General features: G+C 62.3%; 22 protein-coding genes. 16 read left to right on the forward strand and 6 right to left on the reverse strand.

The annotated features are described in order from the left end of the window. Positions 1 to 2: 2 nt before the first annotated feature. The 3 genes from gatB to B2J77_RS16750 all read left to right on the forward strand — a co-directional run bounded on the left by gatB (position 3) and on the right by B2J77_RS16750 (position 3047). Positions 3 to 1448 carry an Asp-tRNA(Asn)/Glu-tRNA(Gln) amidotransferase subunit GatB gene (gene gatB, locus B2J77_RS16740; protein WP_058604399.1) on the forward strand — a complete coding sequence of 482 codons (1446 nt, stop codon included), beginning with the start codon at positions 3 to 5 and terminating at the stop codon, positions 1446 to 1448. Between the two features lie 121 nt (positions 1449 to 1569). Beyond that, the gene (locus B2J77_RS16745; protein WP_078479061.1) at positions 1570 to 1944 is read left to right on the forward strand and encodes a septal ring lytic transglycosylase RlpA family protein; all 375 of its coding nucleotides are present in this window, start codon (positions 1570 to 1572) and stop codon (positions 1942 to 1944) included. Between the two features lie 59 nt (positions 1945 to 2003). Next, positions 2004 to 3047, forward strand: a complete 1044-nt coding sequence (locus B2J77_RS16750) for a calcium/sodium antiporter (protein WP_078479062.1) — start codon at positions 2004 to 2006, stop codon at positions 3045 to 3047. 15 nt (positions 3048 to 3062) lie between these two features. Here the strand turns inward: B2J77_RS16750 and B2J77_RS16755 are convergent, their stop codons facing one another. The 4 genes from B2J77_RS16755 to B2J77_RS16770 all read right to left on the reverse strand — a co-directional run bounded on the left by B2J77_RS16755 (position 3063) and on the right by B2J77_RS16770 (position 7467). Then, the gene (locus B2J77_RS16755) at positions 3063 to 4424 is read right to left on the reverse strand and encodes an amino acid permease (protein ID WP_078479063.1); all 1362 of its coding nucleotides are present in this window, start codon (positions 4422 to 4424) and stop codon (positions 3063 to 3065) included. A gap of 56 nt (positions 4425 to 4480) precedes the next feature. After that, on the reverse strand, positions 4481 to 5422 hold the full coding sequence (locus tag B2J77_RS16760; protein WP_078479064.1) for an AEC family transporter: 942 nt from the start codon (positions 5420 to 5422) through the stop codon (positions 4481 to 4483). A 228-nt stretch (positions 5423 to 5650) separates the two neighbouring features. Continuing rightward, positions 5651 to 6211, reverse strand: coding sequence for a response regulator transcription factor (locus B2J77_RS16765; protein ID WP_058637486.1), 561 nt, complete (start codon positions 6209 to 6211; stop codon positions 5651 to 5653). Continuing rightward, on the reverse strand, positions 6211 to 7467 hold the full coding sequence (locus B2J77_RS16770) for an ATP-binding protein (protein WP_078479065.1): 1257 nt from the start codon (positions 7465 to 7467) through the stop codon (positions 6211 to 6213). The genes B2J77_RS16765 and B2J77_RS16770 overlap by 1 nt, the downstream gene beginning before the upstream one ends. Positions 7468 to 7668: 201 nt before the next feature. On the opposite strand from B2J77_RS16770, the gene B2J77_RS16775 reads away from it, so the two are divergent. From B2J77_RS16775 to B2J77_RS16815, 9 genes are all read left to right on the forward strand, one after another. Then, entirely contained in the window at positions 7669 to 8385 is a 717-nt protein-coding gene (locus B2J77_RS16775) for an SIMPL domain-containing protein (RefSeq protein WP_058604393.1), read from the forward strand. 374 nt (positions 8386 to 8759) lie between these two features. Next, positions 8760 to 10385, forward strand: coding sequence for an ABC transporter substrate-binding protein (locus B2J77_RS16780; protein ID WP_058637484.1), 1626 nt, complete (start codon positions 8760 to 8762; stop codon positions 10383 to 10385). A 138-nt stretch (positions 10386 to 10523) separates the two neighbouring features. After that, on the forward strand, positions 10524 to 12116 hold the full coding sequence (locus B2J77_RS16785) for an ABC transporter substrate-binding protein (protein WP_078479066.1): 1593 nt from the start codon (positions 10524 to 10526) through the stop codon (positions 12114 to 12116). 161 nt (positions 12117 to 12277) lie between these two features. Beyond that, positions 12278 to 13657, forward strand: coding sequence for an OprD family porin (locus tag B2J77_RS16790; RefSeq protein ID WP_078479067.1), 1380 nt, complete (start codon positions 12278 to 12280; stop codon positions 13655 to 13657). Positions 13658 to 13726: 69 nt separating this feature from the next. Then, positions 13727 to 15337 carry an ABC transporter substrate-binding protein gene (locus B2J77_RS16795; RefSeq protein ID WP_058637481.1) on the forward strand — a complete coding sequence of 537 codons (1611 nt, stop codon included), beginning with the start codon at positions 13727 to 13729 and terminating at the stop codon, positions 15335 to 15337. Between the two features lie 88 nt (positions 15338 to 15425). Then, positions 15426 to 16436 (forward strand): ABC transporter permease subunit, encoded by a 1011-nt coding sequence (locus B2J77_RS16800; protein ID WP_058637549.1) that lies wholly within the window; start codon positions 15426 to 15428, stop codon positions 16434 to 16436. A 9-nt stretch (positions 16437 to 16445) separates the two neighbouring features. After that, on the forward strand, positions 16446 to 17372 hold the full coding sequence (locus B2J77_RS16805; protein ID WP_078479068.1) for an ABC transporter permease subunit: 927 nt from the start codon (positions 16446 to 16448) through the stop codon (positions 17370 to 17372). 11 nt (positions 17373 to 17383) lie between these two features. Then, entirely contained in the window at positions 17384 to 18352 is a 969-nt protein-coding gene (locus B2J77_RS16810; RefSeq protein ID WP_078479069.1) for an ABC transporter ATP-binding protein, read from the forward strand. Further along, entirely contained in the window at positions 18352 to 19320 is a 969-nt protein-coding gene (locus tag B2J77_RS16815; RefSeq protein WP_058604386.1) for a peptide ABC transporter ATP-binding protein, read from the forward strand. The genes B2J77_RS16810 and B2J77_RS16815 overlap by 1 nt, the downstream gene beginning before the upstream one ends. Positions 19321 to 19541: 221 nt before the next feature. Here B2J77_RS16815 and B2J77_RS16820 read toward each other — a convergent pair whose 3' ends face one another. After that, positions 19542 to 20441 carry a hypothetical protein gene (locus tag B2J77_RS16820; protein WP_078479070.1) on the reverse strand — a complete coding sequence of 300 codons (900 nt, stop codon included), beginning with the start codon at positions 20439 to 20441 and terminating at the stop codon, positions 19542 to 19544. Between the two features lie 211 nt (positions 20442 to 20652). Here B2J77_RS16820 and B2J77_RS16825 point away from each other — a divergent pair, with 211 nt between their 5' ends. From B2J77_RS16825 to B2J77_RS16840, 4 genes are all read left to right on the forward strand, one after another. Then, positions 20653 to 21453, forward strand: coding sequence for a helix-turn-helix domain-containing protein (locus tag B2J77_RS16825; RefSeq protein ID WP_058637477.1), 801 nt, complete (start codon positions 20653 to 20655; stop codon positions 21451 to 21453). A gap of 63 nt (positions 21454 to 21516) precedes the next feature. Next, positions 21517 to 22923 (forward strand): NAD(P)/FAD-dependent oxidoreductase, encoded by a 1407-nt coding sequence (locus B2J77_RS16830; RefSeq protein ID WP_078479071.1) that lies wholly within the window; start codon positions 21517 to 21519, stop codon positions 22921 to 22923. 28 nt (positions 22924 to 22951) lie between these two features. Then, the gene (locus B2J77_RS16835; RefSeq protein ID WP_058604382.1) at positions 22952 to 23293 is read left to right on the forward strand and encodes a cupin domain-containing protein; all 342 of its coding nucleotides are present in this window, start codon (positions 22952 to 22954) and stop codon (positions 23291 to 23293) included. 51 nt (positions 23294 to 23344) lie between these two features. Continuing rightward, positions 23345 to 24424 carry a polyamine ABC transporter substrate-binding protein gene (locus B2J77_RS16840; RefSeq protein ID WP_027913706.1) on the forward strand — a complete coding sequence of 360 codons (1080 nt, stop codon included), beginning with the start codon at positions 23345 to 23347 and terminating at the stop codon, positions 24422 to 24424. Positions 24425 to 24533: 109 nt separating this feature from the next. Here B2J77_RS16840 and B2J77_RS16845 read toward each other — a convergent pair whose 3' ends face one another. Then, positions 24534 to 26117: a peptide chain release factor 3 gene (locus B2J77_RS16845; RefSeq protein WP_078479072.1), complete on the reverse strand. Its 1584-nt coding sequence runs from the start codon at positions 26115 to 26117 to the stop codon at positions 24534 to 24536. Positions 26118 to 26192 lie beyond the last annotated feature (75 nt).

A 26192-nucleotide genomic window follows, 5' to 3' on the forward strand; every position in this document is an offset into this window, starting at 1 on the left:
ACATGCAATGGGAAGTTGTGATCGGGCTGGAAATCCACACTCAGCTCGCCACCCAGTCGAAAATCTTTTCCGGTAGTGCCACCACGTTTGGCTCGCAACCCAATACGCAGGCGAGCCTGGTCGACCTGGGCATGCCAGGTGTACTGCCGGTCCTGAACCAGGAAGCGGTACGCATGGCGTGCATGTTCGGCCTGGCCATCGATGCCGAAATCGGCAAGCGCAACGTGTTCGCGCGCAAGAACTACTTCTACCCTGACCTGCCCAAGGGCTACCAGATTAGCCAGATGGACCTGCCCATTGTGGGCAAGGGCCATCTGGACATCGCCCTGGAAGACGGCACCATCAAGCGCATTGGCGTGACCCGCGCCCACCTGGAAGAAGATGCGGGCAAGAGCCTGCACGAAGATTTCAGCGGTTCCACCGGCATCGACCTGAACCGTGCCGGCACCCCGCTGCTGGAAATCGTGTCCGAGCCCGACATGCGCAGCGCCAAGGAAGCGGTGGCCTACGTCAAGGCCATTCATGCGCTGGTGCGCTACCTGGGCATCTGCGACGGCAACATGGCCGAAGGGTCGCTGCGCTGCGACTGCAACGTGTCGATCCGGCCCAAGGGCCAGACCGAGTTTGGCACTCGCTGCGAGATCAAGAACGTCAACTCGTTCCGCTTCATCGAGCGCGCGATCAACAGCGAAATCCAACGCCAGATCGACTTGATCGAGGACGGCGGCAAGGTGGTTCAGGAAACGCGCCTGTACGATCCGAACAAGGACGAAACCCGCTCCATGCGCAGCAAGGAGGAAGCCAACGACTACCGTTACTTCCCCGACCCGGACCTGCTGCCGGTGGTCATCGAGGACAGCTTCCTGGAAACCGTGCGCGCCGGCTTGCCGGAACTGCCCACCCAGAAAGTCGAGCGCTTCCAGAGCCAGTACGGGCTGTCGGCGTACGATGCCAACGTACTGGCCTCGAGCCGTGAACAGGCGGACTACTTCGAGGAGGTGGTCAAGCTCGGGGGCGACGCCAAAATGGCCGCCAACTGGGTCATGGTCGAGCTGGGCAGCCTGCTCAACAAGCTCGGCATCGAGATCGACCAGGCCCCGGTCACCGCCGCACAGTTGGGCGGCATGCTGGTGCGCATCCGCGACAACACCATCAGCGGCAAGATCGCCAAGACCGTGTTCGAGGCCATGGCCGCCGGTGAAGGCGATGCCGACACCATCATCGAAAGCCGCGGCCTCAAGCAGGTCACCGACAGTGGCGCTATCGAATCGATGCTCGACGAGGTGCTGGCGGCCAACGCCGAACAGGTCGAACAGTACCGCGCCGCCGACGAGGCCAAGCGCGGCAAGATGTTCGGCTTCTTCGTCGGCCAAGCCATGAAGGCATCCAAGGGCAAGGCCAACCCTGGGCAGGTGAATCAGCTGCTCAAGGCCAAGCTCGAAGGTTGACCGCACCCTCCAGCGGGGGCTCGCCCTCGCTGACAGACCAGCCGAGGCTGACCAGCGCACCCTGGTCAACCTTGGTTTGTCCCGCGCCCGGTCACAAGCTGCGGCGCACTGGAGTACCTGCATGTTGAAACGTTCTCTGGCCAGTTTGGCCCTCTTTTCCTGTCTGGCAGGCTGCGCCAGCCATGACATCGACCCGCGAGGATATGACCGCACGGGTACTGCCTCCTACTACGGTGCCCGCCATCACGGCAAACGCACCGCCAGCGGCGAGGCGTTCAATCAGCATGGCCTGACGGCGGCTCATCGCAACCTGCCGTTCGGCAGCCGGGTGCTGGTGACCAACCTGGCCAATCGACGCAGCGTCGTGGTCCGTATCAATGACCGCGGCCCGCACGCCCGCAGTCGACTGATCGACCTGTCTCGGGCTGCCGCTGAAAAAATCGGCATGGTGCGTAGCGGAACAGCGCGCGTGCGAGTACAAGGTCTTAGTGACTGACGCCCAGGAGCCCTACCATTTTCGATCTGGCCACCCTCCCCACGTTCAGCCTGCTGCAGCTGGGCATCGCCTTGCTGCTGTTGGTCGCAGGCGCCGAACTGCTGGTACGGGCTGCACTGCGCCTGGCGCAACGCCTTCATGTCCGGCCGCTGATCATCGGGCTGAGCCTGGTGGCATTCGGCAGCACCGCACCCCAGTTGACCCTCAGCCTGCAGGCCGCCTACCAAGGCGCACCGGACGTTGCCGTGGGCAGCGTCATCGGCAGCAACATCTTCAATGTGCTGGCCATTCTTGGCCTGGCAGCCCTGGTCATTCCGCTTCGCGTCTCTCGCCAGCTGGTACGCCTGGATATCCCGTTGATGATCCTGGCCAGTGCCTTGGTCTACGGGTTGGCTGCCAATGGCTATCTGGGACGCGTTGAAGGCGTGTTGCTGCTGCTGGGGCTGGTGGGTTATCTGGCCATGCTCTGGCACCAGTCCCGTCACTACGCACGCACCTACCCTGCCCCGCCATCGGTGCCACAAAGCCCGACGCGCTTCTGGTGCGCTGCGCTGCTGTTGGTGATGGCAGGCCTGGGGCTGCTGAGCCTGGCCGGTCATCTGCTGCTCGACGCGGCCGTGGAGGTGGCCACCGACCTGGGCCTGTCCGAGCGCGTCATCGGCCTTACGGTGGTGGCCATCTGCACATCGTTGCCGGAACTGGCGGCAGCCCTGATCGCTGCCTTGCGCGGTGAACGCGAGATCGCCGTGGGCACGGTGATCGGCAGCAACCTGTTCAACCTGCTGGGCGTGTTGGGCCTGACCGCCGTGGTGACCCCCGAGCCCTTGTCGATTTCGCCCAATGCACTGGATTTCGACCTGCCCGTCATGCTGGGCGTGGCCGCGTTGAGCTTGCCGGTGTTTTATTCGGGTTATCGCATCACCCGGGCCGAAGGACTGGTGTTCCTGTGCCTGTACCTGGCCTACGGCCTGCACATCGCCGCGTTCACCATGGGCATGCCACTGGCCGAGCGCCTGGAGCGCCTGATGCTGCTCTATGTATTGCCCGTGCTGGCGGTGGTGTTGGTGTACACCACGGTGCGCGCCTGGCGCCGCCAGCATTGAGTACCGAGCGTCAGGTCAGCGGCTGGCCTGACGAGCCTTCTTCAACTTGAAGGCTACCCACAGCAGCAGGATCCAGCCCGGGATCAACATCACAGAGATGCGAATAGGTGGCGTCAGGTACATCACCACCAAAATCAGCACGATGAAGGCCAGGCACAGGTAGTTGGTGAACGGATGACCCAAGCTCTTGTAGAAGGGCTGTACTCCTGCCGCGCGCTTGGCCTTGCGGAACTTGAGGTGGGTGATGCTGATGCTGGCCCAGTTGATCACCAATGCCGACACCGCCAGTGCCATCAGCAGGCCAAAGGCTTGGCCGGGCATCAGGTAATTGATCACCACGCACAGGCCCGTGGCCAGGGCAGAAATGCCTAAAGCTGCCAGGGGTACACCGCTGCGGCTGACCTTGAGCAACCGACGTGGGGCATCGCCTTGGCTGGCCAGGCCGAACAGCATGCGGCTGTTGGCGTACACGCAGCTGTTGTAAACCGACAGCGCCGCTGTCAGGACCACGATGTTGAGGACGGTCGCGACCAGGTCGCTGTCCAGTTCATGGAAAATCATCACGAACGGGCTACCGCCTTGTACCACTTTCTGCCAAGGGTACAGCGAAAGCAGCACCGCAAGCGCGCCGATGTAGAAGATCAGGATCCGGTAGACCACCTGGTTGGTGGCCTTGGGTATGCTCTGGCGCGGATTGTCGGCCTCGGCGGCCGTGATGCCTACCAGTTCCAGGCCACCGAACGAAAACATGATCACGGCCAGGGCCATGACCAGGCCGGTCACGCCATTGGGGAAGAACCCGCCGTATTGCCACAGGTTGGCCACACTGGCATCCGGGCCGCCGCTGCCGGTGCTGAGCAACCAGGCGCCGAAACCTATCATGCTGACGATGGCCACGATTTTTACCAAGGCGAACCAGAACTCCATCTCACCATAAACCTTCACCTGGGTGAGGTTGATCAGGTTGATCACCACGAAAAAGATCGCGGCCGTGGCCCAGGTTGGAAACTCAGGCCACCAGTACTGGACGTAGATACCCACCGCCGTCAGCTCGGCCATGCCGACCAACACGTAGACTACCCAGTAGTTCCAGCCAGACACGAAGCCTGCGAACTCGCTCCAGTACTGGTGGGCAAAATAGCTGAAGCTACCGGCGACCGGCTCTTCCACGACCATTTCCCCAAGCTGGCGCATGATCAGGAAAGCCATCAGGCCAGCAATGGCATAGCCCAGCAAGACCGAGGGGCCGGCCAGCTGAATGGTCTGGGCGATGCCCAGGAACAACCCTGTGCCGATGGCGCCGCCGAGCGCGATCAGCTGGATGTGACGATTCTTCAGCCCGCGCTGTAACCGCTCGGGCGTGCTCTGGTCTTGCATGAAGTGTCCTTTCGCTCAGTGAGGCAATGCTGTTGCTGTTGTTTGCAGTCAAGGATCTAGATCCATCCGCCCCACTGCAAGATGAAAATACCAATGTTGGTGGTGATCGCGGCCATTAGCGTGGTGATCACGATGATCGAAGCGGCCAGTTCATGGTTGCCGTTGGCCGCACGCGCCATCACGTAGCTGGCCGCTGCGGTAGGGCTGCCGATGTAGAGGAACAGGATGCCCAGTTCGGCCCCGCGAAAACCACAAAGCCAGGCGCCAAGGGTACCGATCAGCGGCAGCCAGGCCATTTTTACCAGGCTGGCGTCCACGGCCAGCCGGCCGCTGTCGCGCAGAGCCGTCAGCGACAGGGTGCCGCCAATGCAGATCAGGGCCAGGGGCAGCGTCATCTGCGCCAGGTAATCACCGGAGGTAAGCAGCCAATTTGGCAACGGGACTTGGCCGTAGGCCATGGGAATGGCGACCAGCACGCTGAGGATCAGCGGGTTTTTCAGGATACTTTTGAGGATGCTCCACGGGTCGGACTTCAGATCGGGGCTGTAGACCGCCAGCACGATGGCAGACAACGAGTTGTACAACAGGATCACCAACCCGGCCAACACTGCACCCAATGAGATGCCATAGTCGCCGTACAAGCTTGCGGCCAGTGCCAGGCCAATCACGCCGTTGTTGCCGCGAAAGGCCCCCTGGGTGTAGATGCCTCGGTCGGCCCACGGGCTGCGCCAGACGGCCATGCCCCAGGCGATGGCAAATCCGGCCAGGGTGGCCACCGTGAAATAGAGCATGATCCCAGGCCGGACCGCAGCCGCCAGGTCGGCATGATAGATGCCCAGAAACAGCAAGGCCGGCATGCAGACGTTGAACACCAGTTGCGAGGCGACCTTGTTGAAGTTGTCGTCGATCAGGTGGATACGGCGAAGCAACACGCCCAAAAACAACATGGCGAAAACGGGCGCCGTGATGTTCAGCGTCTGGATGAGAAGGGCAAGCATGGGCGCACAATCCTGGAAGGGGGGTTGCCGTTAGGGGGCTAATGATACGCCAACGGCCAGGATTTGCGGGCATTGTGCCGTGATGGCCTTGCAAGCGGCCCTGCTGGAGTACTGAACCGGACGCGATGGGCCGCACAGCGGCCGCAGGATTTCAAACTCGCAGCCCCATTACATCTGGGCTCATCGCGGCCGGTCCGGCGTCCGCCAAGATCGCGCCTGCAGCAGCATTCAGCGCCGCACTGGCCGCTTCTGCAATTTGCGCTGCAATGTCCGGCGGTGCATGCCCAGCGCGCGCGCGGTCGCCGAGATGTTGCCCTCGTGCTCGTTCAGCACGCGCTGGATGTGTTCCCACTGCAGACGGTCCACGGACATGGGGTTTTCCGGCACCAGCGTGTCCAGGTCGGTGTGCTCGGACAGCAAGGCCGCCAGCACGTCGTCAGCGTCAGCCGGTTTGCACAGGTAGTTGCAGGCGCCGCGCTTGACCGCTTCCACTGCCGTGGCGATGCTCGAGTACCCGGTCAGGATGACGACCCGCATTTCCGGGTCCAGCTCCAGCAGCTTGGGCAGCAGCACCAGGCCCGAATCCCCGTCCATTTTCAGGTCGAGCGTGGCGTAGTCCGGCAGGTCTTGCTGGGCCAAGATCAAACCTTCTTCGGCCGAGCTGGCGGTGCTCACCCGAAAGCCCCTGCGGCTCATGGCCCGGGCCATCACCCGGGTAAAGGTAGCATCGTCGTCCACCAGCAGCAGGTGCGGCAGCTCTTCGGTTTCGACCTGGTTTTCTTCACTCATCATGCTTCTCCTCGCGTGCCGTGTGGCAGGCGCAATTCGGTCAGGGTGCCACCTTGTTCATGACTATAGAGTTTCACTGAGCCACCCGCACGGGTGACGCTGGCCTTGCTCAGGAACAGGCCCAGGCCGAAGCCCTTGCCCTTGGTGGTAATGAAAGGTTTGCCAATGGCTTCGGCGATGGCTGGCGGTACGCCAGGGCCATGGTCGCGGATGCTGATGACGATGTCCTGGTGATCCCAATCCAGGCGCACCTCCAGGTCATCGGGACAGGCATCGGCGGCGTTGTTCAACAGGTTGAGCAGCGCCTGGGTCAGATCAGGCGGCGGCGTCAGCCGGGGGACAAGACCATCACGCAGGCGCTGGAAGCGGTAACTGGCTTCCGGGCGCATCAGGTGCCAGCGGTTGAGGGCCTCGTCGAGCCAGACGGTGACGTCCTGCTCGACGATGGCCAGCCGGCGATTGGCCTCGGCTGCGCGAACCAGCTGTTGCAGGGTTTCCTTGCACAGCTTGACCTGGTCCTGAAGGATCTGCAGGTCTTCCTGCAGCAGCGGATCAGTGTGATCCTGGCGCATCTCGTTAAGCAACACGCTCATCGTCGCCAGCGGCGTACCCAGCTCGTGGGCTGCGCCCGCAGCCTGGGTGGCCACGGCCAGCAACTGCTCATCGCGCAGGCTTTCTTCGCGGCGCTCCGAGCGCAGGTGCTCCTGGCGCCGAAGTTCCTCGGCCATGCGCGCGGCAAAGAACGTGATCACCGCGGCGGCCAGCGCAATGCTCAGCCACATGCCGTAGACCTGCATCTTGTCCCGTGCCAGTGGCAGGCCTTCGAGCGGGTAGAACTGCACCAGCAGCAGGCTGTAGGCCGTCAGCGCGATGCCCGACAGAATCAGCGAATACAGCCAGGGCAGCGTAACCGCCGCGATCGCCAGCGGCACCAGGTAATAGGACACGAAGGGGTTGGTCGAGCCGCCGGAGTAGTACAGCAGGGCGCTGTGTATCAACAGGTCGCACGCCAGTTGCAGGGCATATTCGAGTTCGGTGACCGGCAGCGACAAGCGCAGGCGCAGCGCCGTGAAGGCGCACAGCAGCGAGGACAAGGCCAGGGTGCCGGCCAGCGACAGCCAGGGCAGTGGCAACAGCTCGGTCCAGTAGGCCACGCCCACCGAGCCGGCCTGGGCGGCCAACACAAGAACGCGAATGACGGTCAGTCGCCAGAGGTTCTGGCGTGTAGCGGACAGCGGTTGTACGGCGGCGAGCATGAGCTCTCCTGATGAGTGCTCCAGAAAATCGGCTGGAGTATACCGAAGCGGGACATGCTGCTGCAGTGATGCGGCAAACCGCCACACTTTGTCACAGCTTCATGGGGCCAGCGCTGAACCCACTACACTGTTCCCGGTCTGATGGGCCATGCGTGGAATGGATGGCCACACCCCACGCTTTCATCTGCCAAGGAGCACCTTATGCTAATCCAACGTCGCGGCGCTGCCCTTCTCTTGTCCTGCGGTCTGCTGGCCAGCCTGCCAGCGCTGGCCGCCGATGAACCGCGCTTCAACCAGGTGTCGCTGCGCGCCGAAGTGAGCAAGGAAGTGGCACGCGACCTGATGGTCGTGACCCTCTACAGCGAAGCGCAGAACACCGACCCGAGCAAGCTTGCCAAGCAGATCACCGAGACCATGAACAAGGCCGTGCAGCAGTCGCGCCAGGTCAAGGACGTCAAGATCAGCCAGGGCAGCCGCAACAGCTACCCGGTGTACGACACCAAGGGCCAGAAAATCACCGGCTGGCGCGAGCGTGCCGAGCTGCGGCTCGAAAGCGCGGACTTCCCGGCGCTTTCACAGCTCACCGCCGAGCTGCTGCAAGACCTGAAAATGGGCGGCATGGACTTCTCCATCGCACCGGCTACCCGCAAGTCCAGCGAAGACGCACTGCTCAAGGAGGCCGTCGACGCGTTCAAGGCGCGCGCCCAGTTGGCCACCGAAGCCCTGGGCGGCAGCGGTTACAAGGTGGTCAGCCTCAACTTGAACAGCAGCGGCTACCCACGTCCTTACCTGCGCAGTGCGCCGATGGCAATGAAAGCCATGGCAGCAGACGAGGCTGCGCCCGCGCCGGACATCGAGGCGGGCACCAGCGAAGTGAGCATGAACGCCGATGGCTTGATCGAAGTTCAGATGCCCTGACCGCAAGGTGGCAGGGGTTAGGTCCAAGGCCAGCCCCTGACCAGCAGCAGATGCCCTGGCGCCTTCACTGGCCCGCCAGGGCTTTCTTCTTCCCCTAACGGGTAGCCCGCATTTTAAGAGATTTCCTACACCCTCTTAAGCCTTTCCCGACATCTTCCTTTAATCAGCAATATTCTGCAAAAAGCCACCATTCTGCCCTCGCAAACGTTTAACTCCGTCAAAAGTTACACCAATGCGACATTCATGTACTGTCGTGCCACATTTCAAGTCCCGACTAACCTTGTGCATATTGCATTGGGCCCACCCCTGCATAAGTATCCGCAGGTCGGCTCACGAGGCCGCCTCTTCTGAACAATGACAACAATGAGGCCAACATGCTCAAACATGCAGTCATTCCGTTCCTGCTAGGCGCAGGTTTGCTCACCGGCGCCCCGTCGGCCTTCGCCGCTTCCAACCTGGTGTTCTGTTCAGAAGGCAGCCCGGCCGGTTTCGACCCGGGGCAATACACCACCGGCACCGATTTCGACGCCTCTGCCGAAACGGTTTTCAACCGGTTGACTCAGTTCGAGCGAGGCGGCACCGCGGTCATTCCTGGGCTGGCAACGCGCTGGGAGGTGGCGGAGGATGGCAAGACCTACACCTTCCACCTGCGCGAAGGCGTGAAGTTCCACACCACCGATTACTTCAAGCCCACCCGCCCGTTCAATGCAGACGACGTGCTATTCACGTTCAACCGCATGCTCGACAAGGACCATCCGTTCCGCAAGGCCTACCCCACCGAGTTCCCATACTTCACCGACATGGGCATGGACAAGAACATCGCCGGCGTCGAGAAACTGGACGACCATACGGTCAAGTTCACTCTCAACGACGTCGACGCCGCTTTCATCCAGAACCTGGCCATGAGCTTTGCGTCCATCCAGTCCGCCGAGTACGCCGACCAGTTGCTCAAGAATGGCAAGGCCGCCGACATCAACCAGAAGCCGATCGGCACCGGCCCGTTCGTGTTCAGCAAGTACCAGAAAGACGCGCAGATTCGCTTCAAGGGTAACAAGGACTACTGGAAACCCGAGGACGTGAAGATCGACAACCTGATCTTCGCCATCACCACCGATGCTTCGGTGCGCATGCAGAAACTCAAGAAGAACGAGTGCCAGGTCACGCTGTTCCCGCGCCCGGCCGATATCGCCCCGCTCAAGCAGGACCCCAAACTGCAGATGCCCCAGCAGGCGGGCTTCAACCTGGGCTACATCGCCTACAACGTGATGGACCAGGTCAAGGGCAGCAACCAGCCCAACCCCATGGCCCAGCTCAAGGTGCGCCAGGCGCTGGACATGGCCGTGGACAAGCAGAAAATCATCGAGTCGGTGTACCAGGGGGCAGGCCAGCTGGCGGTCAATGCCATGCCGCCGACCCAGTGGTCGTATGACAGCAGCATCAAGGACGCTCCCTACGACCCCGACAAGGCCCGCCAATTGCTCAAGGAAGCCGGCATCAAGGACGGCACCGAAATCACTCTTTGGGCCATGCCGGTCCAGCGCCCGTACAACCCCAACGCCAAGCTGATGGCCGAGATGCTCCAGGCAGACTGGGCCAAGGTCGGTATCAAGGCCAAGATCGTCAGCTATGAATGGGGCGAGTACATCAAGCGCTCCAAGGCGGGCGAACAGGGCGCCATGCTCATTGGCTGGAGCGGGGACAATGGCGACCCTGACAACTGGCTGGGTACGTTGTACGGCTGCGACGCCATCGACGGCAACAACTTCTCCAAGTGGTGCTACAAGCCCTACGATGACTTGATCAAGCAGGCCAAGGCCACCTCCGACCAGGCCAAGCGCACCGAGCTTTATCAGAAAGCCCAGCACATCCTCAAGGAACAGGTGCCGATTACCCCGATTGCCCACTCCACCGTCTACCAGCCCATGAGCGCCAAGGTGAAGGACTTCAAGATCAGTCCATTTGCCCTGAACGCGTTCTACGGCGTCAGCGTGGACAAATAGCCTGAGGGCTGCGCCCGCCTGACGGGCGCCTGACCCACCCAATCCATACCCCGTCGTCCCGCTGCCAAGCGTGCGGGACAGGCGAACTGTTGCCGCGATTCGTGCCCGGAGCCGGCCCCGCACCCAAAAGGACTTAGCATGCGCCACCTGACCCGACTTTCTACACTGCTCGCCCTGGCCCTCGTCGGCCAGACGCCAGCGGTGATGGCCAACAACCTGGTGTTCTGCTCCGAAGGCAGCCCGGCCGGTTTCGATACGGCCCAATACACCACCGCCACCGACAATGACGCCGCCCAGCCGATCTACAACCGCCTGGTGGAGTTCGAACGCGGCGGCACGGCGGTACATCCTGCCCTGGCCACCCGCTGGGAAGTCAGCGAGAACGGCCTGCGCTACACCTTTCACCTGCGCGAAGGCGTGAGCTTTCACAGCAACAAGGCCTTCATCCCCAGCCGGCCCTTCAACGCAGACGACGTGCTGTTCACCTTCAACCGCATGCTCGACAGGCAGCACCCGTTTCGCACGGCCTACCCCACCGAGTTCCCCTACTTCGTCAGCATGGGCCTGGACAAGAACATCGCAGGCGTCGAAAAGACCGACCCATACACCGTGGTGTTCACGCTGCACACGGTAGATGCCGCGTTCATCCAGAACCTGGCCATGAGCTTTGCATCGATCCTGTCCGCCGAATACGCCGAGCAACTGCTCAAGACCGGGCGGCCCAGCGACATCAACCAGCAACCGATAGGCACCGGCCCGTTCGTGTTCCAGCGTTACCAGAAGGACTCGCAGATCCGCTACAAGGCCAACCGTGCCTACTGGGCGCCCGAGCAGGTGAAGCTCGACAACCTGGTGTTCTCGATCAATGTCGACCCGTCGGTGCGCATCCAGAAACTGCGCCGCAACGAGTGCCAGGTCACCCTGCATCCGCGGCCGGCCGACCTGCCAGGGCTCAAGCAGGACCCCAAAGTGCAGGTCTTGCAGCAAGCAGGGTTCAACCTGGGCTATATCGCCTACAACACCCAGCACCCGCCATTCGACCGGCTTGAGGTACGCCAGGCCATGGACATGGCGGTCAACAAGCAAGCCATCCTGCAGGCGGTGTACCAGCAAGCCGGGCAACGGGCGGTTAATGCGATGCCGCCCACACAGTGGTCCTACGACAACAGCATCACCGATGCACCCCGTGACCCGGACAAAGCCCGCCAGCTGCTCGAGCAGGCCGGGGTCAAGCCTGGCACCGAAATCACCCTGTGGGCCATGCCGGTGCAACGCCCCTACAACCCTAACGCCAAGCTGATGGCCGAAATGCTCCAAGCCGATTGGAGCAAGCTGGGCTTTAAAGTGCGCATCGTCAGCTACGAATGGGGCGAATACATCAAGCGCCTCAAGAGCGGTGAGCACGATGTGGCGCTGATCGGTTGGACAGGTGACAACGGCGACCCCGACAACTGGCTGGGCACGCTGTACAGCTGCGATGCCATTGGCAGCAACAACTACTCGCAATGGTGCGACCCGCAGTACGACAGCCTGGTCAAGCAAGCCAAGCAGGTCACCGACCAGGCCCAGCGCACCGCGCTCTATCAGCAAGCCCAGCAGCGGCTCAAGCAGCAGGTGCCGATCACGCCAGTGGCCCACTCAACTGTCAATCAGCCCCTGAGCACCCAAGTGTCCGGGTTCAAGGTCAGCCCGTTCGGACGCAACGATTTTTCCGGCGTCAGCGTCGATTAGCACCGCCGGACAGGCGTGGCGCGCAGGTGGGGAGACCCGCGCGCCATGCATGACCATCGTCCGCTTCAACCTCGGTGATCCCGGGGCGCTCCAGGCAACACGGCAACACCCACCCGGCCCACAAGGCCGGCAATAACTAGAAATGAAAAGGAGCTTCTATCGTGAGACTGTTCAATTCGAGCGCGCTGGCGTTAGCCATAGGCGTGGCAACCTCCACCGCCCACGCCGACCCACAGAGCCAAGCCTACCTGCCGCTCACCGTCGCAGCCCAAAGCGCCCAGGCGCAGGCCAAGGGTTTCGTCGATGGCCAGAGCTTGAGCGGGACGACGCGCAACTGGTACGCCCGCGAACGCGCCACGCGCGCACCGCTATGGCGCTACTACAAGAGCGACGGTACCCGTCACCCCACCCACACGCGTGAAAACTGGGTGCAGGGCACCATCCTCAATTACACCTCGGGCTTTACCCAGGGCACGGTGGGCTTTGCCGTGGAGGCAGCCGGCTACAATGCCATCGCCCTGCAGCAGGATCGCGAAGCGATTGCAGGGCCCAACAACCGTACCCTGACCCACAGCGACGGCGATGCCATCGGCCAGTGGAGCAAACTGGGGTTGGGTAACGTCAAGGCGCGTATATCCAATACCACCCTGACCCTCGGTCGTCAGGCCGTCGATACCCCGATGATCGCTTTCATCGGCAACCGCGCCCTGCCCTCCAGTTTCCAGGGCGCGTTCCTGCACAGCGCTGAATTCGACAACCTGACGTTCGACCTGGGTACCTTCGACCGGGTATCGCCACGTACCGAGCAGAGCCTGAGCAAGTTCCGCAGCGAATACGGGGCGGCCGGGGTGGAAACCGACCGCGCCAGCACGGTCGGTATCAACTACCAGCCCCTCAAGAGCCTGACCACCAGCCTGTACGCCACCAAGGTCGAAGATTTCTGGAACCAGTACTATTTCGGCGCCAATCACCTGTTCGGCGACAGCGCCGTGCTCAGCCTGTCCACGGGTCTTAACTACTACAAGACGGTGGACGCCGGCAGCCGCAAGATGGGCGACATCGACAACGACACCTACAGCCTGTCGCTGGGCCTGACCCATCAGGCCCACACCCTTACCGCCGCCTGGCAGCAGGTCAATGGCAACGAGTATTTCGACTACCTCCACGAAACCAACGGCATCTACCTGGCCAACTCGCTGCTGTCGGACTTCAACGGCCCGAACGAGAAATCGCTGCAGCTATCCTATGTGCTCAACATGGCCTACTACGGCGTGCCAGGGCTGAAATTCAACCTGTACAACGCGCGTGGCTGGGGCATCGACGGCACCCATTACCGAGGCAGCGCCTACGACGTCCAAGGCCTCGATGGCGAGACCCATTACGAGTGGGGCATCGGCACCAGCTACGCGGTACAGAGCGGACCGCTCAAGGACACCAGCATCCGCGCTACCTACACCACGCACCGCGCAAGCAAGGCACAGGGCGATGGCAGCCTGAACGAATTCAGGCTCGTGACCACCATTCCGTTCAACATCCTCTGACCGGCCGCCCGGCCCGCTTGCCAGCGGGTCGGGCGTCAGGCTGGAGCACAACGCAGGGAGAATTGATCCATGCAAGCTGTGACCAAGAAGACATCGGCATTGCGCCTGTTGCTGGCAACGCTGATCCTGGGCAGTACGTCTCAGCTGGCCGCCAAGCCGCTGGTGGTGTGCACCGAGGCCAGCCCCGAAGGGTTCGACGTGGTGCAATACACCACGGCGGTGACGTTCGACGCTGCAGCTGAAACCCTCTTCAACCGCCTGGTGGACTTCAAGCCCGGCACCACGGATGTACAACCAGCCCTGGCCGAGCGCTGGGACATTTCTGCCGACGGCCTGACCTATACCTTCCACCTTCGCCGTGGGGTCAAGTTCCACACCACCGACTATTTCAAGCCCAGCCGCGATCTGAACGCCGACGATGTGCTTTGGAGCTTGCGCCGCCAGCTTGACCCGAACCACCCCTGGCACGACAAGACCAGCATCGGCTACCCCTACTTCGAGAGCATGGCCTTCAAATCGTTGCTCAAGTCGGTGGACAAGACCGACGACTACACCGTGGTGATCACCCTGACCCGGCCCGAGGCGCCTTTCCTGCGCGACATGGCCATGGGCTTCACATCCATCTATTCCGCCGAGTACGGCGATCAGTTGTTGGCAGCCGGCAAAACGGCAGAGCTCAACAGCAAGCCAATCGGCACCGGGCCGTTCATTTTCCAGCGCTACAACAAAGATGCCCAGGTGCGCTTCAAGCCCAACCCGGACTACTTCCGTGGCAAGCCGCCCGCCGATGCCCTGGTTTTCGCCATCGCCACCGACAGTAACGTGCGCCTGCAGAAGTTGCGCGCCAACGAGTGCCAGGTTGCGCTGTATCCCAAACCGGACGATGTGCCGTCGATCATGGCGGATCCGCGCCTGAAGGTCGCGCAGACCGAAGCGCTGGTGACCGGCTACATTGCCATGAACACCCAGCATCCGTACCTGAGTGATGTACGCGTGCGCAAGGCGATCAACATGGCATTCGACCGCCAGACCCACGTCGACCAGCTGTTCGGCAAAGGCAATGCGCTGGTCGGCATCAACCCGTATCCCCCTTCGATGATCGGCTACAACACCGCCAACCAGAACCCGCCACGCGATCTGGACCAGGCGCGTGCGCTGCTTAAACAAGCCGGTGTACCCCAGGGCACGGTCATCACCCTGTTCACCCGCAATGGCGGCGGCCCGACCAACCCAAATCCGCGACTGTCCGCCGAGATGCTTCAGTCCGACCTGGCGCAGATCGGCCTTAAGCTGGATATCCGTGTCATGGAATGGGCCGAAATGCTGCGCCGTGCCAAGAAAGGCGAGGCGGACCTGGTGTCCAGTGGCTGGGCCGGCGACAACGGCGACCCGGACAACTTCCTCACCCCCTTGCTTAGCTGCGAGGCGGCCAGCAATGGCGAGAACTATGCACGCTGGTGCAACTCGAAATTCCAGGCACTGATCACCCGCGCCCGCGAGGTGAGCGACAACGACGAGCGTGCCAGGCTCTATAGCGAGGCATTGACGGTGTACGATGAGGACCAGCCCTGGATCAGCATGGCCCACCCCAAGGTGTTCACGGCCATGCGTGACAACGTGGAGGGCTACGTGATCAGCCCCCTGACCAGCAACAACTTCGCTACCACCCGAGTGAAGTAGAACAACAACGACCGCCGTTGCCCTGTGGGCAATGGCGGCTCTGCCGTGGCAGGTACCTGCCATGCGGCCTGATGAGGTAACTGCGACCATGTTGAGTTTTATTGCCCGGCGCCTCGGCCTGTTGATCCCGACCTTTTTCGGCATCACCTTGCTGACCTTCGCGCTGATACGCCTGATCCCCGGTGACCCGGTGGAAGTGATGATGGGCGAACGCAGGGTCGACCCGCAAATGCATGCCGAGGCCATGGAACGGCTAGGCCTGAACAAACCGTTGCCAGCCCAGTACCTGGACTACATCGGCAAGCTGGCCCAGGGCGACCTGGGCGAGTCGCTGCGCACGCGCGAGAGCGTATGGAGCGAGTTCACGACCTTGTTCCCGGCCACCCTGGAACTGGCCATGGCCGCCTTGCTGTTCGCCGGCGTGGTCGGCTTGCTGGCCGGGGTGATCGCCGCGCTCAAGCGCGGCTCGCTGTTCGACCATGGGGTGATGGGGATTTCGCTGGCCGGCTACTCGATGCCGATCTTCTGGTGGGGCCTGATCCTGATCATGTTCTTCTCGGTGAGCCTGGGCTGGACTCCGGTATCCGGGCGCATCGACCTGCTCTATGACATCGAACCCAAGACCGGCTTCATGCTCATCGACACCCTGCTCAGCGATGAAGAAGGCTCGTTCAAGGATGCGGTGATGCACCTGATTCTGCCGGCCATCGTCCTTGGTACCATCCCGCTGGCCGTGATCGCACGCATGACGCGCTCCTCCATGCTCGAAGTGCTGCGCGAGGACTACATCCGCACGGCGCGCGCCAAAGGGCTTTCCCCGGCCCGGGTCGTGTTCATGCACGGCTTGCGCAACGCCCTGATTCCCGTCTTGACCGTGTTCGGCCTGCAGGTCGGCACCTTGCTGGCCGGTGCAGTGTTGACCGAAACCATCTTCTCCTGGCCGGGCATCGGCAAATGGCTGATCGAAGCCATCGGTGCCCGTGACTACCCCGTGGTCCAGAACGGCATTCTGTTGATTGCCTGCCTGGTGATCCTGGTCAACTTCGTCGTGGACATTCTCTACGGCTTGGCCAACCCACGCATCCGTCATCAGCGCTGAGGCCCCGTCATGACCAACCCGACTGCAAAAAACCTGTCCCCGGTCAGCCCGGTGGACCAGAGCCTTCTCTATCCCTCGCCCTACAAGGAATTCTGGCAGGCATTCGCGCGCAACAAGGGCGCGGTGATGGGCCTGGCGTTCATGTGCGTGGTGGTGTTCTGCGCGCTGTTTGCGCCCTGGGTCGCACCCCACGCCCCCAGCGAGCAGTACCGCGATTTTCTACTGACTCCCCCGGTGTGGCTGGAGGGCGGCACCTGGCAGTTCATCCTGGGCACCGATGAGCTTGGCCGCGACCTGCTCTCGCGCTTGATCCAGGGGGCGCGCCTGTCCTTGCTGATCGGCTTGTCATCGGTGGTGATATCGCTGATCCCCGGCATTCTGCTCGGGTTGCTGGCAGGCTTCTTCCCGCACTTCGTCGGCCCTTCGATCATGCGCCTGATGGACGTGATGCTGGCCCTGCCCTCGCTGCTACTGGCCGTCGCCATCGTCGCCATCCTCGGCCCTGGCCTGATCAACACCGTGATCGCCATTGCCATCGTCTCGCTGCCCTCGTACGTGCGCCTGACCCGCGCCGCCGTGATGGGCGAGCTTAACCGCGACTACGTCACCGCCGCCCGGCTGGCAGGTGCTGGGCTGTGGCGCCTGATGTTCGTGACCGTGCTGCCCAACTGCATGGCGCCGCTGATCGTGCAGGCCACCTTGAGCTTTTCCTCGGCCATTCTCGATGCCGCCGCCCTGGGCTTCCTGGGCCTTGGCGTGCAACCCCCGACGCCGGAGTGGGGCACCATGCTGGCCTCGGCCAGGGATTACATCGAGCGCGCCTGGTGGGTGGTGAGCCTGCCGGGCCTGACCATCCTGCTCAGCGTACTGGCGATCAACCTGATGGGTGATGGCCTGCGCGATGCGCTCGACCCCAAACTCAAGAACGCCGCCTGAGGAGCACAGCCATGTCTTTGTTGCAGATCAACAACCTCAACGTGCGTTTTGGCGACGCGGACGCCGTGCCGGTGGTGGACGGGCTGGACTTGCAGGTTCAATCCGGCGAAATCCTGGCCATCGTCGGCGAGTCCGGCTCGGGCAAATCGGTGACCATGATGGCCCTGATGGGCCTGATCGAGGCCCAGGGTCGGATCACCGCCGATGCCATGACCTTCGACGGTACCGACATGCTCACCCTCAGCGGCCGGCAACGGCGCAAGGTGGTGGGCAAGGATATCGCCATGGTCTTTCAGGACCCGATGACGGCCCTGAACCCCAGCTACACCGTGGGCTATCAGATCGAAGAAGTGCTGCGCCAACACTTGGGCCTCAAGGGCAAGGCGGCGCGGCAACGGGCCCTGGAACTGCTGCAGAAGGTCGAGATCCCGGCCGCCGAGAGTCGCCTGGACGCCTATCCGCATCAACTGTCCGGCGGCATGAGCCAACGGGTGGCCATCGCCATGGCCATTGCCGGCGAGCCCAAGCTGCTGATCGCCGACGAGCCGACCACGGCGCTGGACGTGACCATCCAGGCGCAGATCATGGAGCTGCTGGTCAACCTGCAGCAGGAGCGCAACATGGCCCTGATCCTGATCACCCATGACCTGGCGGTCGTGGCCGAGACCGCGCGCCGGGTGTGCGTGATGTATGCAGGCCAGGCTGTGGAGGTGGGCCAGGTGCCAGAGCTGTTCGACATCCCTGCCCACCCCTATACCGAAGCCCTGCTGGCGGCGATTCCCGAGCACAGCCTGGGTGCCGAGCGATTGGCCACCCTGCCCGGCATCGTTCCGGGCCGCTATGACCGCCCCACGGGTTGCCTGCTGTCGCCACGCTGCCCATATGTGCAGGACAACTGTCGACACCAGCGCCCGGCCCTGGACCCCAAAGCCCAGAGCCTGGCCCGCTGTTTCTACCCACTGAACCAGGAGGTGGCGTGATGGCCGTCGTTCTATCGGCCCGGGACCTGACCCGGCATTACGAAGTCTCCCGCGGGTTGTTCAAGGGCCATGCGCTGGTACGCGCGCTCAATGGCGTTTCGTTCGAACTGGAGGCGGGCAAGACGTTGGCGGTGGTCGGTGAGTCTGGTTGCGGCAAGTCGACCCTGGCCCGCGCCCTGACCCTGATCGAGCAGCCCACCTCAGGCTCGCTGCAGATCGCAGGTACCGAGGTAACCGGTGCCAGCAAGGTCGAGCGCAAGCAACTGCGCCGGGACGTACAAATGGTCTTCCAAAGCCCTTACGCCTCGCTCAACCCGCGGCAGAAGATCGGCGACCAACTGGCCGAGCCGTTGCTGATCAACACCACGCTGAGCAAGGCGCAGCGGCGTGACAGGGTGCAGAAGATGATGGAGCAGGTGGGGCTGCGCCCGGAGCATTACCAGCGCTATCCGCACATGTTCTCGGGTGGACAACGCCAGCGTATCGCGCTGGCACGGGCCATGATGTTGCAGCCCAAGGTGTTGGTGGCCGACGAACCGACGTCTGCGCTGGATGTGTCGATCCAGGCCCAAGTGCTGAATTTGTTCATGGACATGCAACAGCAGTACGGTACCGGTTACGTGTTCATCTCTCACAACCTGGCGGTAGTACGGCACGTGGCCGACGATGTACTGGTCATGTACCTGGGCAGACCGGCGGAGATGGGGCCCAAAGCCGATATCTACGAAAAGCCGCTGCATCCGTATACCCAGGCCCTGCTGTCTGCCACACCCGCTATTCATCCAGATCCGTCCAAACCGCGTATCCGCATTGCCGGCGAGCTGCCCAACCCGCTCAACCCGCCGGATGGCTGCGCTTTTCACAAACGCTGCCCCTACGCGACCGATCGCTGCGCCAATGAAGTACCGGCGTTCAGGCAGGTGGAGACCCGGCAGGTGGCTTGTCACTATGCGGAGCAGTTTCTCTAAGGAAGGTATGGATCGGCCGGTCCGGCGGGCCGGCAAGACCGCTGCCAATTCACTGGCTTTCAGAACCGGTGCAAGACGACAGATCGACAAGTAAGACATAAACGAAAAGGGCCGCTAAGCGGCCCTTTTCGTCAGTGCATGAACAGTGCAATCAGAATGATGATTGGAATCGGTACACCCAGCAGCCATAGCAATATCGAGCGCATGTTCGTTCTCCTTACTTAGCGTTGAATAGTGCGGTGAGCGACGTAGTCGCCTTCAAGCCACTGGACCTGGTCGCGACGACGACCACCGTACAGCGCGGCGAGGCTGGCGAAGAAGGCGCCGCACAGAAGGGCCACGAAGGTCCACAGGGCAGTCCAGGCAGCCACTTTGGCGGCGGTGTCTGCAGCCTGCTTGGCATCGGTCTTCAGTTGTTGAACTTGAGCCATGACTTGGTCGACGCGCGCTTCAGCTTCCGGCTGGGACAGGCGGGTGCGCTGGGCAACCAGCTGCGCCAGGTAGGCACGGTCTTCAGGTGCCAGGGCGCCGTCCCCGGCGAGACCTTTGGCCAAGATGCGAGCGGCAACACCATTGGCCGCATCATCGCTGACAGGCGCTGGGCCCTCGCCACGGAACAGGCCGTCGACGAAGTAGTCCAGGGACTCGTCCGAGGCATTGGAGGCGGCAGCACCACCGGCAGCGGCGGTCATGCCGGCCGCTTGAGTCGCTGCACTGGCACCTGCACCGACGATGTTGCCGGCGGTACCCAGTACCAGCATGGCCGTCACCAAGGTAGCCACGGCCCACGACAGGAAGCCGTGTGCAGTGTCGCGGAAATACACTTCGTCACCGTGCAGATTGGCCCATTTCACGCGCAGACGGCCGGCAATGTAGCCGCCCATGCCCGAAGCGATGATCTGGGTCAGCAGCAACCAGACAATGGTGGAAATACCCAGGGCTTTGGCACTGGCCCCTTCATCTGCCCACGGCGAGGTCGCGGCAAAGCCGAGCCCTGCACCGAGCACTACCAGAAGGAGAGAGATGGCAGCAGCACCGGCTGCGCCAGCGAAGATCGCTGCCCAGGAAACACCTGAGCGGCTTTGAGTATCGACAACGGGATAGTCGGCAGATGAGATCATGATGTGGTCGCCTGTGTTGTTAGCGAGAAGTCCATTCGCGCATTAAACGTTGCAGCCGCTGTGCCAGTTGCCATAAAAAATCCCGCCCTTTTAAATCAATGAGTTACAAAAACAGGTTAATTATTGATCGTGCAAAATGCGCGAATCGGCCTCTAGCATCAGGTGTTCTGCAATTCTTGTCGCCACGCCAGGGAACAGGCATGATCCTGCCATGACCCTGCCCGATGGCCCGTCCCAGACGCCGATCACCGCCGACACCGTGATGCGCTACCACCTGTGCTGGAAGTATCGCGATCTCGATGGCGTGATGGCGCTGTACCACCCCGACATTCAATACCACGACTTCTTCCAGAATCGCGTGCTGAGCCATGCCGAGCTGCGTGCGTACGTGAGCGCCTGCCTGCCCCATGCCGCCGGCGAGGACATCGTGCACAGCGACCGTATCCGCGTCGATGGCTGTACGGCGTACATTCAGTACCAGGTCACCGTGCAGGGCGGGGACGGCCTGGTGGCGTTCCAGTCCAGCGAGGCGATCACGGTAAAGGACGGCCTGATCTGGCAGGTCAATGAGTACGCCACACTGGTGCGTCAGCAAAGTGCCGGCAGCACCCGTCGTACTTCTCGGCCCGCCACCAGCCGGCTAGGGCTGTCCCCGCGTCAGTTGTCGACCATGGCGCAAGACCTTGAGCACTACTTCCAGCGACAACGCCCGTACCTGGATCCTGAGCTGAGCCTGCAACAGGTCGCTCAGGCCAGCGGTTACAGCCGCAATCAGATTTCCTACCTGTTGAACCAGGTGCTGGGCCAGAGCTTTTATCGCTACGTCAACCAGGCGCGCCTGCAGCACCTGATGACGATCCTGGCAACTGACAACGGCCAGTCGTCCATCGATGACCTGGCGTTCAACGCCGGTTTCAACTCGCTGTCCGCGTTCTACAAGTGCTTTCGCGAGCACACCGGGCTGACGCCCAAGGCCTACCTCAAACAGATTTCCTCGCGTGCACGCACGTAAGACAAGCGCTGCCGTTGCCCACTAGCATCGCTCCATCACCTGATCGCTTGTGGAGCCCGGCCCATGCAGCCCCTGCGTACCCTCAGCTTGTGGATGGACCAGCTGCAAGAGCCGCTGCGTGCGCGACCTGCCCTGCGTGAAAACGTCGAGGCAGACGTCTGCATCATCGGCGCTGGCTACACAGGCCTGTGGACCGCTTACTACCTCAAGCGCCAGGCGCCGCACCTCAACATCGTGGTGATCGAGGCCAACATCGCCGGGTTCGGTGCCTCGGGGCGCAACGGCGGATGGCTGATGGGCAATTTGCTGGGTGAAGATCGCCTGCTGGCCAGCCTGTCGCCGCTGCAGCGCCGCGCCAGCATCGACCTGCTGCATGACATTCCGGACGAAGTACAGCGCGTCTTGCACCGCGAACAGCTCGATTGCGACTACCGCAAGGGCGGCGTGTTGTACTGCGCGGCGCGGTATCCCGAGCAGGAGCGAAGCCTGCGTGCCTACCTGGACCACTTGTTCAACCTGGGCATGACCGAGGACGATTACCGCTGGCTGCGCCCAGCACAACTGCAGGGCCAGTTGCGCGTGAGCAACGCCTATGGCGCCATCTACAGTCCGCACACGGCCACGATACAGCCGGCCAAGCTCGTCCGTGGCCTGGCCAGCGCGGTCGAGGCCATGGGGGTGCCAATTTACGAGAACACACCGGCGCTGGACTGGCAGCCTGGCGAAGTGACCACCCCGTTAGCACGCCTGCGGTGCAACTGGATCGTCCCGGCGGTGGAAGGCTATGCCGCCAGCTTGCCGCCGTTGGGCAAACACCAGTTGCCGGTTCAGAGCCTGATGGTGGCCACCGAACCCTTGCCGCAAGCCACGTGGGCGCAGATCGGCCTCGACCAGGGGCAAGCCTTCAGCGAGGGCAGCCGGCAAGTGACCTATGGTCAGCGCACCGCCGACGATCGCCTGGTGTTCGGTGCCCGCGGTGGCTACCGCTTCGGTGGCAGGTTACGCGAGGACTTCAACCTCCAGGCCCATGAGATCGAGCTGCGTCGCTACCTGTTCAGCGAGCTGTTTCCACAACTGCGCCATGTGCGCATCACCCATTCGTGGGGCGGCAACCTGGGCATGGCGCGGCGCTTCCGGCCGCACATGCTGTGCGACCGCCAGCGGGGTATCGCGTTGGCAGGTGGCTACGGCGGCGAAGGCGTAGGCGCGACCAACCTGGGCGGTCGCACCCTGGCCGCACTTATCCTGAATCAGCAGAACGCGCTTACCGGACAGCCCTGGGTACACGACAACAGGCCGCTATCGAGCTTGGCCAGCTGGCCTGCGGAGCCCAGCCGCTGGCTGGGGTACAACGCCATCATCCAGAGCTTCGTCCACGAGGATCGCACCCTGGCCAACCCCGCGACACCGCCATGGAGACGGCAACTGGCCACCAAGCTGGCAGATTTCATGGAAGGCTTCATGCACTGATTCTTCACCCAAACAGGATCGACCTGTCATGAGCATCACTCAGTTCAAACGGGCAGACAGCGCCGTTTTACAGTCCAGCAGCCCTGTTGCCGTACCCCTCGGCCAGCCCGTGGCGGTGACATCGATCACGTGCGTGCAACGCAGCGATGGCGTGGAAACGGGCATCTGGGAATGCACCCCAGGGCGCTGGCGACGGCAAATCACGCAACAGGAGTTCTGCCATTTCATCAAGGGCCGCTGCACTTTTACCCCTGACGATGGCGAGCCCCTGGTCATAGAAGCCGGAGACGCATTGATGCTACCGGCCAACAGCACCGGCACCTGGGATATCCAGGAAACCGTGCGCAAGACCTACGTACTCATCTTCTGATCCGCTGATCGCCTGCCTTCGATAACAACACACAAAGCAAGGTGACCCGACATGCGCACGCTAATCATCGCCCCCTTGATGCTGGCCGCCAGCGTGGCCAGCGCGGCAGAAACCGTCAAGATCTACAACTGGTCCAGTTATATAGCGCCCGACACTTTGAAGCAGTTCCAGCAAGCCACCGGCATCGTGCCCACCTACGACGTCTACGACAGCAATGAGACCCTCGATGGCAAGTTGATGACCGGCAATTCCGGCTACGACGTGGTGTTTCCCTCCAACCATTTCATGGCCCGGCAAATCCAGGGCAAAGCCCTCAAGCGGCTGGACAAGTCGCAGTTGCCCAACTGGAAGAACCTCAACCCGGTGCTACTCAAGGCACTGGAAGGCAATGATCCGGGCAACCAGTACGGGTTCCCGTACCTCTGGGGCAGCACGGGCATTGGCTACAACATCGACAAGGTCAAAGCCGTATTGGGCGACGACGCGCCGGTCGATTCCTGGGACCTGATCTTCAAGCCGCAGTACATGAGCAAGCTCAAAGGGTGTGGCGTGGCGGTACTGGACAATGGCCCCGAGTTGCTGCCCATCGCCCTGCACTACCTGGGACTGCCCCACCACAGCCAGAACCCGGCCGACTATGACAAGGCCAAGGCGCTGCTGATGCAGGTGCGGCCGTACATCAGCTATTTCCACTCATCCAAGTACACGGCGGACCTGGCCAATGGCGACGTCTGCGTCGTGGTCGGGTTCTCGGGGGATGTGCTCCAGGCAAAAAATCGCGCCGAGGAGGCCCACAACGGGGTCAAGGTCGGCTACTCGATACCCAAGGAGGGGGCGCCGATGTGGTTCGACATGGTGGCCATGCCCGCCGATGCGCCGGACGAAAAGGCCGGGTATGCCTACATGAACTACCTGCTGGAGCCGCAGGTGATGGCCGCCATCAGCAACCACGTGCAATACGCCAACGCCAACCTGCAAGCCGATGCGCTGGTTGACCCGGCGCTCAAGGCCAACACCATGATCTATCCGAGCGAAGCGGTGATGGGCAAGTTGTACGCGCTTGAAGCGATGCCAGCCAAGATTGACCGTATCAGGACACGTATCTGGACCAGTGTGAAGGCGGGCAACTGATACCTGCCCTTGCGGGGGCGGCGTCAAACGGTTGAGATGAGCGAGACGGGCGTCGAGCCGCCCTCTTCGCCCAACGGCCTGGCCACCGAAGTGGCCGGGCCCTTTACGCTCAGTGGTGCTCGCGCGTGGCGCGGAACTTGACGTCAGGCCAGCGCTCTTCCATCAGCGACAGGTTGACCCGGGTAGGTGCCAGGTAAGTCAGGTGCCCGCCACCATCGATGGCCAGGTTCTCCATGGCCTTGTTCTGGAATTCCTCCAACTTCTTCTTGTCATCGCAGGCGATCCAGCGCGCCGACCATACGGTGATGGGCTCATAGGCGCACTCGACCTTGTACTCTTCCTTCAGGCGACTGGCCACCACGTCGAACTGCAGCACACCGACCGCACCGAGGATGATGTCGTTGCTGCGCTCGGGGAAGAACACCTGGGTAGCACCTTCTTCGGCCAGCTGCTGCAGGCCCTGACGCAACTGCTTGGATTTCAGCGGGTCTTTCAGGCGCACGCGGCGGAACAGTTCCGGGGCGAAGTGCGGGATACCGGTGAAGCCCAGCGCCTCGCCTTCGGTGAAGGTGTCACCGATCTGAATGGTGCCGTGGTTGTGCAAACCGATGATGTCGCCGGCGTAGGCTTCTTCGAGCTGCTCACGCTCGGAAGAGAAGAAGGTCAGCGCATCACCGATGCGCAGGTCCTTGTTCAGCCGCACGTGGCGCATTTTCATGCCCTTTTCGTACTTGCCCGAGCAAATGCGCATGAAGGCGATACGGTCGCGGTGTTTCGGGTCCATGTTCGCCTGGATCTTGAACACGAAGCCGGTGAATTTCTCTTCCACGGGCTCGACGGTACGCTCGTGGGCAACACGGCCCAGCGGGCGCGGCGCCCAGTCGACGACGGCATCGAGCACGTGGTCGACACCGAAGTTACCCAGTGCGGTACCGAAGAACACAGGGGTCAGTTGACCGTTGATGAATTCGTCCTGGTCGAACGCGTGGCAAGCGCCCTGCACCAGCTCCAGCTGCTCGACGAACGCGTCGTACTGGTCGCCCAGGTGAGCGCGGGCTTCGTCCGAGTCCAGCTTGCGAATGATCCTGGCTTCGGTACGCTCGTGGCCATGGCCCGGCGTGTAGACGATGATGTAGTCACCGGTCAGGTGGTACACACCCTTGAAGTCACGGTAGCAGCCGATAGGCCAGGTAATCGGCGCGGCCTTGATCTTCAGAACGGCTTCGATTTCGTCGAGCAGTTCGATCGGGTCGCGGATGTCACGGTCGAGCTTGTTGATGAAGCTGACGATGGGCGTATCGCGCAGGCGACACACGTCCATCAGGGCAATGGTACGCGGCTCTACACCTTTACCGCCGTCGAGCACCATCAGCGCCGAGTCCACGGCCGTCAAGGTGCGATAGGTGTCTTCGGAGAAGTCTTCGTGGCCGGGGGTGTCGAGCAGGTTGATCATGTGCTCGCGGTACGGGAACTGCATCACCGAGGTGGTGATGGAGATGCCGCGCTGCTTTTCCATTTCCATCCAGTCGGAGGTGGCGTGGCGGTCGGACTTGCGCGACTTCACGGTGCCGGCGACGGAGATGGCCTTGCCCATCAGCAACAGCTTCTCGGTGATGGTGGTCTTACCGGCGTCGGGGTGGGAAATGATTGCGAAAGTGCGGCGCTTCGCGACTTCGGCGGCCTGGTTGGTCATGGGAAATCGCCTGACTGGGGGATCAAAAAGGGGCAGCATCATACCTGAAATTCGACTCGGCGAAAATCGGCCAGT

This window comes from Pseudomonas parafulva (genome assembly GCF_002021815.1).
GTDB lineage: Bacteria > Pseudomonadota > Gammaproteobacteria > Pseudomonadales > Pseudomonadaceae > Aquipseudomonas > Aquipseudomonas parafulva_B.